The 14,529-nt window shown below is 68.8% G+C and carries 11 protein-coding genes; 3 read left to right on the forward strand and 8 right to left on the reverse strand.

The features are described 5' to 3' along the window. Positions 1-69 precede the first annotated feature (69 nt). On the reverse strand, positions 70-1,149 hold the full coding sequence (gene chvE / locus MRB58_RS08570) for a multiple monosaccharide ABC transporter substrate-binding protein (protein ID WP_244781300.1): 1,080 nt from the start codon (positions 1,147-1,149) through the stop codon (positions 70-72). 170 nt (positions 1,150-1,319) lie between these two features. Between chvE and MRB58_RS08575 the strand changes: the two genes are divergently transcribed. Continuing rightward, positions 1,320-2,354, forward strand: coding sequence for a hypothetical protein (locus MRB58_RS08575; protein ID WP_244781301.1), 1,035 nt, complete (start codon positions 1,320-1,322; stop codon positions 2,352-2,354). Between the two features lie 64 nt (positions 2,355-2,418). Here MRB58_RS08575 and MRB58_RS08580 read toward each other — a convergent pair whose 3' ends face one another. The 6 genes from MRB58_RS08580 to MRB58_RS08605 all read right to left on the reverse strand — a co-directional run bounded on the left by MRB58_RS08580 (position 2,419) and on the right by MRB58_RS08605 (position 9,024). Further along, positions 2,419-3,978, reverse strand: a complete 1,560-nt coding sequence (locus MRB58_RS08580; RefSeq protein ID WP_244781302.1) for a ribulokinase — start codon at positions 3,976-3,978, stop codon at positions 2,419-2,421. 2 nt (positions 3,979-3,980) lie between these two features. After that, on the reverse strand, positions 3,981-4,670 hold the full coding sequence (gene araD / locus MRB58_RS08585) for an L-ribulose-5-phosphate 4-epimerase AraD (protein ID WP_244781303.1): 690 nt from the start codon (positions 4,668-4,670) through the stop codon (positions 3,981-3,983). A 77-nt stretch (positions 4,671-4,747) separates the two neighbouring features. Continuing rightward, positions 4,748-5,692, reverse strand: a complete 945-nt coding sequence (locus MRB58_RS08590) for an ABC transporter substrate-binding protein (RefSeq protein WP_244781304.1) — start codon at positions 5,690-5,692, stop codon at positions 4,748-4,750. Between the two features lie 25 nt (positions 5,693-5,717). Continuing rightward, complete coding sequence (locus MRB58_RS08595) at positions 5,718-6,707, reverse strand: ribose ABC transporter permease (RefSeq protein WP_371747250.1); 990 nt, start codon at positions 6,705-6,707, stop codon at positions 5,718-5,720. After that, positions 6,704-8,245, reverse strand: coding sequence for a sugar ABC transporter ATP-binding protein (locus MRB58_RS08600; RefSeq protein ID WP_244781305.1), 1,542 nt, complete (start codon positions 8,243-8,245; stop codon positions 6,704-6,706). Before MRB58_RS08600 ends, MRB58_RS08595 begins: the two co-directional genes overlap by 4 nt. Further along, positions 8,242-9,024, reverse strand: a complete 783-nt coding sequence (locus MRB58_RS08605) for a DeoR/GlpR family DNA-binding transcription regulator (RefSeq protein ID WP_244781306.1) — start codon at positions 9,022-9,024, stop codon at positions 8,242-8,244. Before MRB58_RS08605 ends, MRB58_RS08600 begins: the two co-directional genes overlap by 4 nt. Positions 9,025-9,232: 208 nt before the next feature. Here MRB58_RS08605 and MRB58_RS08610 point away from each other — a divergent pair, with 208 nt between their 5' ends. Further along, positions 9,233-10,474, forward strand: coding sequence for a DUF3422 domain-containing protein (locus MRB58_RS08610; RefSeq protein WP_244781307.1), 1,242 nt, complete (start codon positions 9,233-9,235; stop codon positions 10,472-10,474). 34 nt (positions 10,475-10,508) lie between these two features. Here MRB58_RS08610 and MRB58_RS08615 read toward each other — a convergent pair whose 3' ends face one another. Then, the gene (locus MRB58_RS08615; protein ID WP_244781308.1) at positions 10,509-12,791 is read right to left on the reverse strand and encodes a mechanosensitive ion channel family protein; all 2,283 of its coding nucleotides are present in this window, start codon (positions 12,789-12,791) and stop codon (positions 10,509-10,511) included. Between the two features lie 403 nt (positions 12,792-13,194). On the opposite strand from MRB58_RS08615, the gene MRB58_RS08620 reads away from it, so the two are divergent. After that, positions 13,195-14,505, forward strand: coding sequence for a calcium-binding protein (locus MRB58_RS08620; protein ID WP_244781309.1), 1,311 nt, complete (start codon positions 13,195-13,197; stop codon positions 14,503-14,505). Positions 14,506-14,529: the final 24 nt, after the last annotated feature.

The raw sequence follows: 14,529 nt of genomic DNA on the forward strand, positions 1-14,529 counted from the left end.
GCCCGCCGGGCTGTGTGGCCGGCGGGCGAAGTGGACCGGCCTCGAGCGAGCCGGCCGCGGGAGGTTCGCCTATTCGATCTGGCTCTTCTCGTAGTAGCCGCTGTCGACGAGCACCTTCTCCCAGTTGTCGGCGGTGACCGGCACCGGCTCCAGGAGGTAGGACGGCACCACCTTCATGCCGTTGTCGTAGGTCTCGGTGTCGTTGATCTCGGGCTCGGAGCCGGCGAGCAGGGCGTCCACCATGCCGACGGTCACGCGGGCCAGCTCGCGGGTGTCCTTGAAGATCGTCGAATACTGGTCGCCGCGCAGGATCGCCTTGACGGACGGCACCTCGGCGTCCTGGCCGGAGACGATGGGCATCTTGTAGTCGCCCGAACCGTAGCCGATGCCCGTCAGCGAGGAGATGATGCCGATCGACAGGCCGTCGTAGGGCGACAGCACGCCGTGGACCTTCTTGTCGGTATAGTTGGCCGAGAGGAGGTTATCCATGCGCGCCTGCGCCACCGAGCCGTCCCACCGCAGGGTGCCGACGGTGTCCATGCCCATCTGGCCGGAGGGGATCGCGATCTTGCCCTCGTCGATCAGCGGCTGGAGCACGCTCATGGCGCCGTTGTAGAAGAAGTAGGCGTTGTTGTCGTCCGGCGAGCCGCCGAACAGCTCGACGTTCCAGACGTCCTCGTCGGGGAAGCGCTCTTTCAGCCCGTCGACCAGCGTGTTGGCCTGCTGCACGCCGACCTTGAAGTTGTCGAACGTGGCGTAGTAGTCGACGTCCTCCGAATCGCGGATCAGCCGGTCGTAGGCGACGACCGCGATGTCCGCCGCGGCGGCGTTGGCGAGCGCGCTCGTCAGCGTCGTGCCGTCGATGGCGGCGATCACCAGGACGTTGACGCCCTTGGTGATCATGTTCTCGATCTGGGCGAGCTGGTTGGGGATGTCGTCTTCGGCGTACTGCAGGTCGGTGGTGTAGCCGGCCTCCTCGAACTGCTTCACCATGTTGTTGCCGTCGTCGATCCAGCGGGCGGACGACTTGGTGGGCATGGCGATACCCACATAGCCCTTGTCGTCGGCCATCGCGGCGGGGGCGAAAGCGGCCGAGGCGAGAATGACGGCGAGCGCTGTCGCGCCCAGACCGCGTCTGGTCAGATGCATCGATGGTCCTCCCCATGCCGGCTGGCGCCCCGCATTCGCGATGTGCGCCCGGCGTTCTTTTCATTTTCCCGGCGTTCGGATCGCAACGGGACGCGCAAACCCTGCGCCCTTGCGCTATACCATTCAAATAAGAAATCAGCGCCGTGATATACCAATTCTGAGATAAACCTATGGACGGTCGTCTCGCCGCCACCGTCACCTACACCTCCACGCCCGGCGCCAACCCCGACGAGCACACCGGCGCCGACGGCGAAGGCCCCGACGCCACAACCCTCGACAACTACGCCGCCTCCGACAGCGCCGCCGTCGTCACCGAGCCGCGCCAGCGGCTCTTCGCCGTCGGCAAATCGCTCGTCGACAGCACCGTGGACGAGACCACCGGCGATACGCTCGCGGTGGGCGAGACCGCCACCTTCCGCGTCCTCGTCGAGGTGACGGGGAACCAGCCGCCGACCCTCGTGATCGAGGACGCGCTGCCGGATGGCATGACCTTCATCGACGGCACGGTGGCGATCCAGGCCCGCGTCGGCGGCGCGCCGGTGGCGATCACGCCGACATCGGTCGCCTACGACGCGGCCACCAACGTCCTCACCGTGTCGCTGCCGGAGCTGCCCGCGCCGCCCAGCGACGCGATCGCCAACAGCTTCGTCGTCATGACGTTCGATCCGGACGACACCGGCTTCACCAACACCGCCAGCGCCTTCCCTGACCCGATCGACCTGCTGGAGATCCGCCGCTTGCTCTACGATCCCGAAGAGCCGGTCGAGGAGGACGAGGAGGAGATGCTGACCGTGGCGCCGATCTTCTCCGGCCGCGGACCGGCGGGGGCGAGCATCGTCGTCACGCTGATCGGCGAGCACGGCGCGCCGGTCGGCACGGCGACGACGCTGGTCGCCGAAAATGGGACGTGGACGCTGTCGATGCCTGACGTCGCCCTGCCGGCGCAGCCCCTCAACGCGATCGTCACGGTGTTTCCGGCGCCGGTGCGCATGGTCGACACCACCGCCGAGCAGGTCTTCTACGGTCCCGCCTCGGACACGCCGATCACCTTCCGGCACCAGGTCGTCACGTTCGACGTGTCCGAGACCGAGAGTTTCGACGTGTTGCAGGCGATGATCGCGGCGACGGAGAACCCGGTGCCGTCGGTCTCATCGCGCGGGCTGGTGAACTTCGAACTGGTCACGGGGACGCAGATCAACAACTGACGCGGCGGGAGGCGGAGAAGCCGCTCCCCCCGCCGGGCCGCGTCGCGGGCGGACGCGCCCGGCCTCAGCCGCGCAGGCGGTGCAGCTCGGGCAGGACGCGGCCGAGGTCGACCGCCCGCCCCTCCCCGAGCGCGAAATAGACGTCGCGGAAGAGGGCGAACAACGCGTCGTACACGGCGCGCGCGGCCGGATCGGGCGCATAGGTCCGCATCGGCGGGCAGAGTGCGGCCTGCCCCTCCTCCACGGTGGCGAACGCCCCCGCGGCCAGTCCGGCGAAGACGCACGAGCCGACGCCGACCGGCGAGGCGGCCGGCACCAGGATCTCCCGCCCCAGCGCGTCGGCGTAGACCTGGTTCAGCACATCGCCGCGTTGCGGCACGCCACCGGCGTTGATGATGCGATCGGCCGGCACACCGCCCTCGCCCATCCGGTCGAGGATCACGCCCACGTGCAGCGCCATTCCCTCGATCGCCGCGAACAGCTCGTCAGCCGCCGTCGACGCGAGGCTCCACCCCAGCGTGACGCCGCCGAGGTCGGGCCGCACCAGCACGGTCCTGTCGCCGTTGTCCCATGGAATGCGCATCAGCCCGGTCTGCCCGGCGCGATAGTCGATCAGTTCGGCGGCGAGGTCGGACAGGGGTCGGCCGGCGCGGCGGGCGATGGCGTCGAACACGTCGCCGGTCGCCGACTGCCCGGCCTCGACACCCATGTAGGCCGGATGGACGCTGCCCGGCACCAGGCCGCACAGACCGGGGATCGTGCCGATCTCGGCCGGCCCCTCGGCGATGATGCAGGTCGAGGTGCCGACGACGTTGACGATATCGCCCATGCGGCAGCCGGCGCCGATCGCGTCCCAGTGCGCATCGAACGCGCCGACGGGGATCGGGATCCCGGCGGCGAGGCCCAGCCGCTCGGCCCATTCGGGGCAGAGGTGGCCGGCGATCCGGTCGGACGTCGCGACCTCGCCGACCAGACGGTCGTTGATGCCGGCGAGCAGCGGATCGACCTCGGCCAGCAGCGACGCCGGCGGCAGGCCGCCCCACCTCGGGTTCCACATCCACTTGTGGCCCATCGCGCAGACCGAGCGCTTGGCGGCTTCCGGCCGCGTCACCCCCGCCAGCGTCGCCGCCACCATGTCGCAATGCTCGAACGCGGAGGCCATGCGGCCCGCCTCGGGGTCGTGGCGCAGGAAGTGCAGGAGCTTGGCGTAGCCCCACTCGTGGGAGTAGACGCCGCCGCACCAGTCGATCGCCTCGTGGCCGGCGCCGCGGAAGGTCGCCGTGATCTCCGCCGCCTCGCGGTGGGCGCGGTGATCGCACCACAGGTAGTATTCGCCCACCGGCTGCATCGCCGCGTCGACCGGGATCACGCTGGACCCCGTCGTGTCGCAGGCGATGGCGGCGACGTCCCGCCCGTCGATCCCCGCGTCGGCGACCGCGGCGCGGGTCGCCTCGGCGAGCGCGGCCATATGGTCGGCGTGGGACTGGGTGGCGCGGTAGGGGTCGGCCGGGTCGGTGTGGAGGGGATAGCTCGCGACCGCGGTGCCGAGGTGCGTGCCGGACGTCTCCATCAAGGTGACACGCACGCTCAAGGTGCCGAAGTCGACGCCCGCGACGATCGCCATCGCTATTGTCCGTAGGTGGCGGCGGCGCCGTGCTTGCGCAGGTAGTGCCGGTCGCGCAGGTGGTCGGTGATGGCGCCGGTGCCGGGCGCGAGCGTCAAGGTCAGGTAGGCCATCCGGGCGATCTCCTCGAGGAGGAAGGCGTTCTCCACCGCCGCCTCGGGCGTCGCGCCCCACACGAACGGCCCGTGGCCCTGGACGAGCGCTGCCGGCACCTCGGCCGGGTCGCGCCCCGCGAAGGTCTCGACGATCACCTCGCCCGTCGCCTCGACGTAGCGGCTGCCGGTCTCCTCCGGCGTCAGCGCGCGCGTCACCGGGACGGGGCCGCGGAAATAGTCCGCGTGGGTGGTGCCGAGGCAGGGGATCGGCCGGCCCGCCTGCGCGAAGATGGTGGCGTAGGTCGAATGGGTGTGCACCACGCCGCCGATCCCCTCGAACGCGCGGTAGAGGACGACGTGGGTGGCAAGGTCGGACGAGGGCTTGAAGCGGTTGTCCTGCGCCACTCCGTCGAGCGTGGTGACGACGATGGAGTCGGCCGTCAGCGCATCGTAGGGTACGCCGCTCGGCTTGATGGCGATGCGCCCCGCCGCGCGGTCGATCCCGCTGGCGTTGCCGAAGGTGGAGATGACGAGCCCGCGGGCGACCGTCTCGACGTTGGCCGCGCGCACCCGCTCTTTCAGCGCATCAAGGGTCATGGTCCGTCCGATGGAGTTGGGGGCGGCCCGCGCTCGGGGCGCGGGCCGCTGCGTGTCGAAGGGCCGCCGGGCGCGCCTCAGCGCGGGTCCGTCCAGCCCTTGTAGGACTCGAGGTTCTCCGCCGTGATCAGCTCGGGATCGAGGAGCACGGTGTCCTCCTCCGGGGTGTTCCCCTGGAAGGCGTCGTAGCCCATCTTCAACGCCTCGCCCGCCATCACGTACGGGTCCTGCGAGGCGGACGCCTTGATGAGGGCGCTCTCGTCCTCCAACTCCTCCTCGATGTCCGGCGCGCCGTCCACCGCGGTGATGATGAAGCCGTCCCGGTTGAGCTGCTTGGCGGCGAGCTGGGCGCCGATCGCGGTCGGGTCGTTGATGGCGAACACCGCGTCGATGTCGTCATAGCGCGTCAGGAGGCCTTGCATGACGGCGAGGCCACCCTCGCGCGAGCCCTGACCGTTCTGGTCGTCGGACAGGACGTTGATGCCCGAATGCGCGGAGAACACCTCCTTGCAGCCCTCGACGCGGTCGAGGATCGACGACGACGCGGGGCCGTTGATGATGATCACGTTCCCCTCTTCGCCGATCTGGTCGATGATGTACTGGCACGCCTTGCGGCCGGCGGCGACGTTGTCGGTCATCACGGTCACGTCCGCGCCGGGCGCCGACACGTCGAACGCGGCGACGGTGATGCCGGCGTTCTGCGCGCGCTTCACCGCCGGGGCGATCGCCTTCGCGTCGACCGCGTTCAGCATGATGATGTCGACACCGGCGGCGATGAAGTTGTCGATCTGGCTGACCTGCTTGTTGAGGTCGTAATCGGCCGAGACCGAGGTCACCTGCACATCCGGGTTGATCTCCTTGGCGCGGTCCTCGATGCCCTTGATCGTGGCGACGAAGAACGGGTTGCCGAGGAGGCCGACGGAGATGCCGATCGACTCCAGCTTCTTGTCCTGCGCGCTGGCGCCGGTGGCGACCATGGCGGCGAGCGCCGTGCCGGCGAGCAGCTTGGTGAACTTACCCATGAAACGTTCCTCCCTGTGGTTGGCCTCAGGCTCTCGTGCCCTTGAGGCGGTAGCGATCGAGGGCGACGGCGACGATGATGACGAGGCCCTTGATGATGAACTGCCAGATGTCCGACACGCCGGTCAGGATGAGACCGTTGGACAGGACGGCGATGATGAGCGCGCCGATCAGCGTGCCCCAGATGGACCCGACGCCGCCGACGAAGGACGTGCCGCCCAGGATGACGGCGGCGATGGCGTCGAGCTCGTAGGCCTGGCCGAGTTGCAGGCCGTTCGCCGCGTAGAGACGCGCGGCGGACATCACGCCGCCGAGGCCCGCCATGAGCCCGGACATGGCGTAGACGAACAGCAGCACCAGGGAGACCTTGATGCCCGTCAGCCGGGCCGCCTCCTGGTTGCCGCCGATGGAGTAGATCCACATGCCGAGCACCGTTCGGCGCAGGATCACCCACGACAACAGGATGACCCCGACCGCGATGATGGCGAGCCACGGGACGCCGAACAGCGAGCCGTTGCCGATCGCCTCGAACGGAAGGTCGGAGTTGAAGACGGTGGTGTCGCCACCCAGGAGCCGCGCGAGGCCGCGGACGGCGGTGAGTGTGCCTAAGGTGACGATGAACGGTGGCAGGTTGAGGTAGGCGATCAGCGCGCCGTTGGCGAGGCCGCAGGCGAGGCCCATCCCGAGCGCCAGCGGGATGCCGATCATGCCGATGTCGGGCCACAGCGAGGCGATCACCGCCACCATCGCCGACGCCGCAAGCACCGAGCCGACCGAGAGGTCGATGCCGCCGGTGAGGATGACGAAGGTCATGCCCGCGGCCAGCACGATGTTGATCGACGCCTGCTGCATGACGATCGACAGGTTGTTGACCGTCAGGAACTTGCCCGACAGCAGCTCGAAGCCGATGCCGAGCAGGATCAGCACCGGCAGCATGCCGAGCGCGGTGAAGATCACGCGCAGCTGGTGCTTCCGGTCGAGGCCGCTCTTGGTGTCGTCCTTCGTCGCTGCGGTCACGCTGTCGCTCCTTGGGTGCGGCGCTCGGCGCCGAGGGCGCCCGTCGAATAGGCCATGATCTCCTCCTGCAGGATCGGCTCGCCGCGTGGCGGGGCCACCTCGCCGGCGATCGTCCCCTCGCGCATCACGAGCACGCGGTCCGACACGCCGATGATCTCCGGCAGCTCCGACGAGATGACGATGACGGCGATCCCGTCGCGCGCCAGACTGTCGATCAGGCGGTAGATCTCGGACTTGGCGCCGACGTCGACGCCGCGGGTCGGCTCGTCGAGGATGACGACGCGGGGTCCCAGCTCCAGGAGGCGCGCCAGCAGCACCTTCTGCTGGTTGCCGCCCGACAGGGCGTTGGTGTTCAGCTTGGCGCTGGGGGCACGGATCGCGAGGGACTTCATGGCCTTGCTCGCGCGCCGGCCGGCGGCGCCGGAGTCCAGGAGCCCGCCGGTGCCGGCGTCCCGCTGCAACACGCCGATGTTGACGTTCTCGGAGATCGACATGTCGAGGAAGAGGCCGAGGCCTTTGCGGTCCTCGGTGAGATAGGCGATGCCGTGCGCCAGCGCGTGACGCGGCGAAGCGATGGTCAACGTCGCGCCGTCCAGGACGACGCGGCCGGCCGCCGGCTTCTCGGCACCGTAGATGAGCCGCGCCAGCTCGGTGCGCCCCGAGCCGACGAGGCCGGCGATGCCGATCACCTCGCCATGCCGCACCTCGAACGAGCAGTCGTGGACGAAGTGCCCGTCGCCCAGTCCCTCGACCTTCAGGACCACCGCGCCCGGCTCGACCGCCGTGGCGTGGTCCTTCTTGTAGAAGGTGGAGATGTCGCGCCCGACCATCATCGAAACGACCCGCTCGGCGGTGATCTCACGCTTTTCCAGCGTTCCGACCAGCTCGCCGTCGCGCAGCACGGTGCAACGGTCGGCCAGCGTGTACACCTCCTCCATGCGGTGGGAGATGTAGATGATGGCGATCCCGTCGGCCTTCAGCTGGGCGATGACGTCGAACAGCTTCTCGGTCTCGCGCGTTGTGAGCGCCGTCGTCGGCTCGTCCATGACGATGAGGCGGGCGTTGGTCGAAAGGGCGCGGGCGATCTCCACCATCTGCCGCTCGCCGAGCGACAGGCGCCCGAGCGTGATCGCGGGATGGAAGTCCAGGCCGAGACGCTCGGTCAGGATCTGGCGCGAGCGGCGGTTCATCTCGCGCCGGTCGATGAAGGGCCCGCGGTGCGGCTCCGCGCCGAGGAAGATGTTTTCCGCCACCGTGAGGTTGGGCGACAGCGCCAGCTCCTGGTAGATGACGGCGATGCCGTTGGCCTTCGCGACCTTCGGATCCCCGGTCTCGACCTTCTTGCCGCCGATCAGCACTTCGCCGCCGCGGTCGGCCACGTAGGCCCCGGAAAGGATCTTCATCAAGGTCGACTTGCCGGCGCCGTTTTCGCCCATCAGCGCGTGGACCTCGCCGGCCGCGACCTGAAGCGAGACGTTCGAGAGCGCCTTCACCGGGCCGAAGGTCTTGGAGATCGAACGCATGTCCAGAAGCGTCATTGGGGCCTCGCGCTGGTTTCGGCGACGATCAGGTTGACGCCCTCTTCACGCACCATCCGCTCGTGCGCGGGGGTGATGCCGTCGTCGGTGACGAGCGTGGTGATGCGCGACATCGGCAGGGCCACGACGGGCGGACGCAGGGCGAATTTCGACGAGTCGACGAGGACGATGATCTCGTTCGCCCGCTCGCTCATCTCCTTCACGAACCGCACCAGCAGCGGGTGCTGCTCGAGGATTCCCTCACCCGAGACGCCGAGCGCGCCGACGTAGAACTGCGCCGCATAGTGCGTCGGTCCGGGGACGGGATCGAACAGGATGCCCGGCTCGCGATGGATGTCGCCGCCGCCGACGGTGAGATGACAGGTGCCGTGCTCGGCGAGATAGGCCGCCAGCGGCATCGAGTTGGTGAAGACGCGCACGTTGCGCAGCGCCAGCCGGCAGCCGAAGGTGAAGCAGGTCGACCCGGCGTGGACGATGACCGACGAGCCGTCGCGCACCAGCCCCTCGGCAGCCGCGGCGATGGCACGCTTCTGCTCGACGGCGAGGTCGCGATTTTCGACGAAGGGCAGCGCCGAGGGCGGGCGGCGCCACAGGTTGTCCTCCAGCGCGGCGACACCGCCATAGACTTTGCGCGCGACACCGGCCTCGTTCAGCTTGTCGATATCGCGCCGGACGGTGGCCGCGGAGACGCCGAGCGTCTGCTGCAAGTCGCGCACCGACACGAAAGTCTGTGATGACAACAGCTCGACGATCGACTGTTGCCGCTCAAGGTCGCTCATCCCCAGCCGCCGTTTTGTTACGACTTGCGCACGAGATTAGCGCATTCGCTCACATGAGCAACCCTTTATGAGCGATTTCAATCATCGCCGTGCGTCACCTCGCCCATCCCGTCCGGCCTGCGCCCCCCCCGAGTCTAAGACCCATGGCCCGGTTGCGATCTCGAGTTGCGGCGCCCACCCTGCCGCCCAGCCACGCGGGGAGGACCGGGTGAACGAGCACATCACGGGGGCGGCGCCGCTGCCTTTTCGCAACCATCCCGATCGCCAGACGGCCATCCAGGAGGCGCACGACCGGCCCTACCTGCCGCTGCGGCCGCCGGCGACGATCCACCACCTCGCCTTCCTCACCGCCGACGACGAGACGCGCCTCGGCCTCTACGCGGCGGTGTTCGGGCTGGAGACGGCCGGCGAAGCGCCGCACACGATCCGCGAGGACGGCGACCTCATCGTCCGCCTCGAGCCGCACACCGAGTTCATGACGCTGAGCCTCATCGGCCGTGCGGGACCGGCGGAGGGCGCGGCGCGCCTCACCGCCATCGCGGCCCGCACGCCGGCCAGCGCGGAGCTCCTGGTGGCGCTGCGGCTGCGGCTGGTGGACCGGCCCGGCCCGGCCTCGGACGCGACCATCGGCGGCATCCTGCGCGGCGACCTCGTGCTGGCGACGACGTGCCGGCCCGGCCCCGACGGTTTCATCGACTTCGAGGTCGCGGCGCCGGAGATGGGACCGTCGCAGCTCGGCCGACGCATCCAGCGCCTCCTCGAGGCGGAGACCTACCGCACCGTCTCGCTCATCGGGATCCCCGAGGCGCGCCGCTTCGCCCCGGTGCTGAACGAGCTGGAGGGCGACCTCGCCGACGTCACCGAGGCGCTGACCAAGGGCGCGCAGAGCGACGAGGCGATCCTGACCAAGCTGCAGCATCTGTCGGCCCGCACCGAGGCGATGCGCTCGGCCACCAGCTACCGGTTCGCCGCCAGCCGCGCCTACGCCAAGCTGGTGGAGGAGCGGTTGGAAACGCTGCTGGAGGCCAAGCTCGACGAGCGGGCGACCCTGTCCGGCTTCATCACCGCCAGCCTCGCCCCCGCGGTTCGCACGATCACCTCCACGGAGCGGCGGCAGGACGAGCTGAGCCAGGCCATCGGCCGCGCGCTCGACGTGCTGCGCACGCGGGTCGACGTGTCGATGGACAAGGCCAACCAGGAGATCATGCGCACCATGAACGAGCGGCAGCACCGCCAGCTCGTGCTGTCCGAGGCGGTGGAGGGCCTCTCCGTCATCGCGATCAGCTACTACCTGCTCGGCCTGCTCGCCTACCCGGTCCGCGCGCTCAAGGCGGTGCATGTGCTGCCGGTGTCGGAATACGTGGCGCTGGGGGTCCTGGCGCCGTTCGTGGCGCTCGGGGTCTACGCCATCATGCGCCGCATCCGCGCCCGCTGGGACGCGGACGGGTAGCGCGGCCCCGCGTCGCCGGAGCCGCGCACCCGGCCTACTTCTTGGACTTGTCCTGATTGAGGACCTGCCCCGCGGCGGCTGCGGCGGCCTGCTGCTCCTCCTCCGGCGTCAGGTCCTCGCGGTCGCGCGGGTCGATCCGCACCGTCACGTAGCGGTGGGCGAACTGGATGCCTTCGCGCTCGAACAGCTCGCCGATCCGGGTGTAGACGTGCCGCCGCACGACGAACTGGTCGCCCGGCTTGGTCATGAACTTCACCCGCAGGATCATCGCCGAGTCTTCCATCTCGATGACGCCTTGCGACTTCAGCGGATCCATGAACAGCGGCCCGATCTCCGGATCCTCCAGCATCTCCTGGCCGAGCTTCTTGATCAGCTTGCGCACCCGCTCGACGTTGGTCCCGTAGGCGATCCGCAGCGGAAGCTTCATCACCACCCAGTCGCGCGAGAAGTTCGTCAGCTGCTTGATCTCGCCGAACGGGATCGTGTGCAGCGGCCCGTTGTGGTGGCGGAGCTGGAACGAGCGCACGGAGATCTTCTCCACCGCGCCCATGATGCCGCCGACGTCGATATATTCGCCTTTGCGGAAGGCGTCGTCCGCCAGGAAGAAGGCGCCGGAGAAGATGTCGCGGATGAGCGTCTGCGCCCCGAAGCCGACCGCGAGGCCGACGACGCCGGCACCCGCGAAGAGCGGCGCCACGTTGACCCCCAGCGCCGCGAGGCCGACCGCGGCCATGAAGGTGAACATGGTCACGATCAACAGGTTGCGCAGCAGCGGCAGCAAGGTGGCGAGGCGCGAGGCGCCGGGGCCCATGCCGTCCTCGCTTTCGCCATGGCCGTGGCCGGGCGCTTCATCCTCGATCCGGCCGTCGATCCAGGTGCGCATCGCATCGTAGAGGCCCCAGGTGGCGAAGAGCACCACCACGAGGCCGAGCGATTCCGAGACGGCGGTGCCGAAGTCCAGGATGCCCAGCGATACGACCACGATGCCGCAGCCGATGACCACCGCGGCCAACCCCGCCAGCCGCCGGAACAGGGCGTGCCACCGCGCCTGCCAGACCAGCAGCGGCTCGGTGTCGGGCTCGACCGGGGCGACCTCGGCCGTCGCCTCCTCGGCGGGCGATGCGGGTGGCTGCGCGGGGGCGGACGGCGGCGCGGGCTGCATCGCGGCCTTCAGCGTCGCCTCGGTCGCGTTGAAGCGGCGGGCGAGGATGATGACGCACACGCCGTAGACCGCCAGGCCGGCGATCGTCGCGAGGATCGGCGCCAGGATCGGGCCGACCTGCGGCGCCGCGCCCGAGACCACCTCGGTCACGTGGACCGCCGCGCCCAGCACCAGGTAGGCGACCGCGATCGCGGGCCACACCGTGCCGATGAACTTGCGGAAGGTGTTGGGGCGCTGCGACGTGCCGCGCACCAGCGCGGTGATCGTCTTGCGATGCACCATCAGGAAGACGATCAGCAGCACCACCGTCACGGCGGCGGAGAGGATCTGCAGCGCATCCACCGTGCGCGGGTCCACGCCGACGATCGTCGACCACAGCATCAGGCCGAGAATGACGTAGGCGCAGGCGGTGATCACCTTGAGCTGGCGCAGCATCCGCCGTGCCGTCGCAGCGTCGAGCCGCAGCAGGCGCACGCTGTCCCGGTCGGGCATGAAGAAGGCCGTCAGCATGTCGACGACGAGGCGATAGGCGGAGACGGCGAGCAGCACGACGATGGCGCTGGCGCGAACGGGCCCCGCCGTCGGCACCAGCAGGACCACCACGGCCACACCTGCGAAGAGGAGCGCCAGATCGGCCAAAATCGCGAAGCCGGTGCGCGAGAGGGCGTGCGTCGTGCGTGGGGCGGGCATCGTGTCCTGCCGCGCCTCCATGCGGGCGAGCACGCGCTTGGCCCACCGCCAGACGAACCACCACGCGGCCAGCCCGACGACGAGTGCGATCGCGGTGAGGCCCAGCGACCACCACAGCCAGCTCGCCGAATCCGAGTGGTGGGCTTTGCGTGCGGCCTCGGCCATCGCGCCGGGGATCGAGGGGATTCGCGCCAGCGTCTCCGCGACGGCGAGGCGCACGGCGACCGCCCCTTCCAGCGCCGCGGCGGGATGTGCGGTGGCGGTGGTGCCGGCGGCGGGGATGCTCTGGCCGTCGATCAGGATCGTCGCGCCGGCCTCGCGCGCCGCCTTCACCAGCTGTTCCAGCGTGGGGGAGTCGGTGGCGGCCGGCGCGGGGGCGGTCGCCTCGGCCTCGGCAAGAAGGGCCGCCTCCTGCGCGCCGGCGGCGCCGGCGATCAGCGCCGACACGACCACCGCGACCAACACGGCCGCCTGCCTCAACTTGGATAGCATTTCGAATTCCCCCGGGCCGCCGATCACGTGTCGGATCATTATCACCGGCTTTTGATATAACAATATTACGCGGCACGATGATTTCCGCGCCGAGGACGGCTCGGCCGAATTCGGCGACTTCCGGGCCCGAAATCGCTGGCATCATGCCGTGTTCGGGGGCAATTTCCGAAATGCTTACCTTTCCATCTGATTAATTTTGTGCGGTTTTTGATGCGATGTATGGCGTTTGCGGAACGTTTTTGTTCAAAATGGCGGCGAATCCGATGCCCCGCGTGCAGTGGGCCACAACAAATTCAGGAGCGCTCCGGTGTCGACAGGTCTAAATCTCACAACTGTTAACGTTCGAATCAGCAATGATTTCTTTGGCCCGAACTTTGTGGCCGGACTGGCACTGCAATCGGACTCCTACACGGTCGTCAACGACAAGTTGGCGACGCTTTCGTTCACGGCGGCGTACGATCCCGACATCACGATTATTCAGGAAGTCCACGGGTACGGCTTCGGATTCGACGACAACGGCCGTTATACCGGCACGGTGACGCATTGGGAGGCCTACGAGGAAGGCAATCCGGAGAACGGCTGGTCCTTCAGCCCGCTCCATTCTTCGCTGGACCGTGAGAACGAGCTGGCGTCCAACCCCAATGTTACGTTCCAGAATCTCCTCGTCATCCCGTTGGTCTACAACTTTGTCGGCGCGCAATACGACGACTTCTACATCTTCGGCTCGTTCGACGATCTCGGCCGCGGGTTCGAGGGCAACGACGAGTTCAAGACCCTCGACGGCGAGGATACGCTGTACGGCCATTCCGGCGACGACACGCTGGTCGGCGGACCGGGCGACGACCTCTTCTACGGCGGCAACGACGACGACGCCATCCGCGGCGGCCAGGGCAAGGACACCGTCTATGCCGGGCACGGCGACGACCGCGTCAACGGCGGCACCGAGACCGACATCCTCGACGGCGGCTCCGGCGACGACACCATGTTCGGCGACGACGGCGACGACTTCATGGAGGGCAAGAGCGGCTTCGACCGCGTCCTCGGCGGCAACGGCTCGGACACCATCCTGGGCGGCAACGGCGACGATTCGCTGAGCGGCGACAACGACGGCGACACCGTCGTCGGCGGCGCCGGTAACGACACGATGTACGGTGGCCGCGAAGGCGACGCCATGCGCGGCAACGCCGGCGACGACACCATCCGCGGCAATGCCGACGACGACACCATCCGCGGCGGCGACGGCGACGATCTGGTGCGCGGCGACGACGGCATCGACTTCGTCTTCGGCGACGACGGCAACGACACCGTGCTGGGCGACGCCGACACGGACCAGGTGTTCGGCAACCGCGGCAACGACGAGGTTCGCTCCGGCACCGGCGCGGACTTCATCGTCGGTGGCCTCGGCGACGATCAGCTCTGGGGCAACGGCGCCGAGGGCGCCGGTGACTTCGACATCGACTCGTTCATCTTCGAAGGCCCGTTCGGCAACGACACCATCTACGACTTCGAGATCGGCTTCGACGGGATCCAACTCGTCATCGACGAGGCGCTCGACACCGTGGACACCGAGACCGACGGTGACGACGTCGTCATCACGGTGACGATCGACGGGGCGGACGAGCACACCATCCGCGTGGTGGGCGTCTCCGACCTCTTCAATGCCGACACCGATATCGTCATCGCCTGACCGGCGACGGAAACGGCCGGCCGT

Origin of the sequence: Acuticoccus sp. I52.16.1, from assembly GCF_022865125.1 — a bacterium.
GTDB lineage: Bacteria > Pseudomonadota > Alphaproteobacteria > Rhizobiales > Amorphaceae > Acuticoccus.

Bases quoted from the DNA above. Each gene is read 5' to 3' on its own strand.
- chvE (WP_244781300.1), bottom strand. From the start codon at position 1,149: ATGCATCTGACCAGACGCGGTCTGGGCGCGACAGCGCTCGCCGTCATT.
- MRB58_RS08575 (WP_244781301.1), top strand. From the start codon at position 1,320: ATGGACGGTCGTCTCGCCGCCACCGTCACCTACACCTCCACGCCCGGC.
- MRB58_RS08580 (WP_244781302.1), bottom strand. From the start codon at position 3,978: ATGGCGATCGTCGCGGGCGTCGACTTCGGCACCTTGAGCGTGCGTGTC.
- araD (WP_244781303.1), bottom strand. From the start codon at position 4,670: ATGACCCTTGATGCGCTGAAAGAGCGGGTGCGCGCGGCCAACGTCGAG.
- MRB58_RS08590 (WP_244781304.1), bottom strand. From the start codon at position 5,692: ATGGGTAAGTTCACCAAGCTGCTCGCCGGCACGGCGCTCGCCGCCATG.
- MRB58_RS08600 (WP_244781305.1), bottom strand. From the start codon at position 8,245: ATGACGCTTCTGGACATGCGTTCGATCTCCAAGACCTTCGGCCCGGTG.
- MRB58_RS08605 (WP_244781306.1), bottom strand. From the start codon at position 9,024: ATGAGCGACCTTGAGCGGCAACAGTCGATCGTCGAGCTGTTGTCATCA.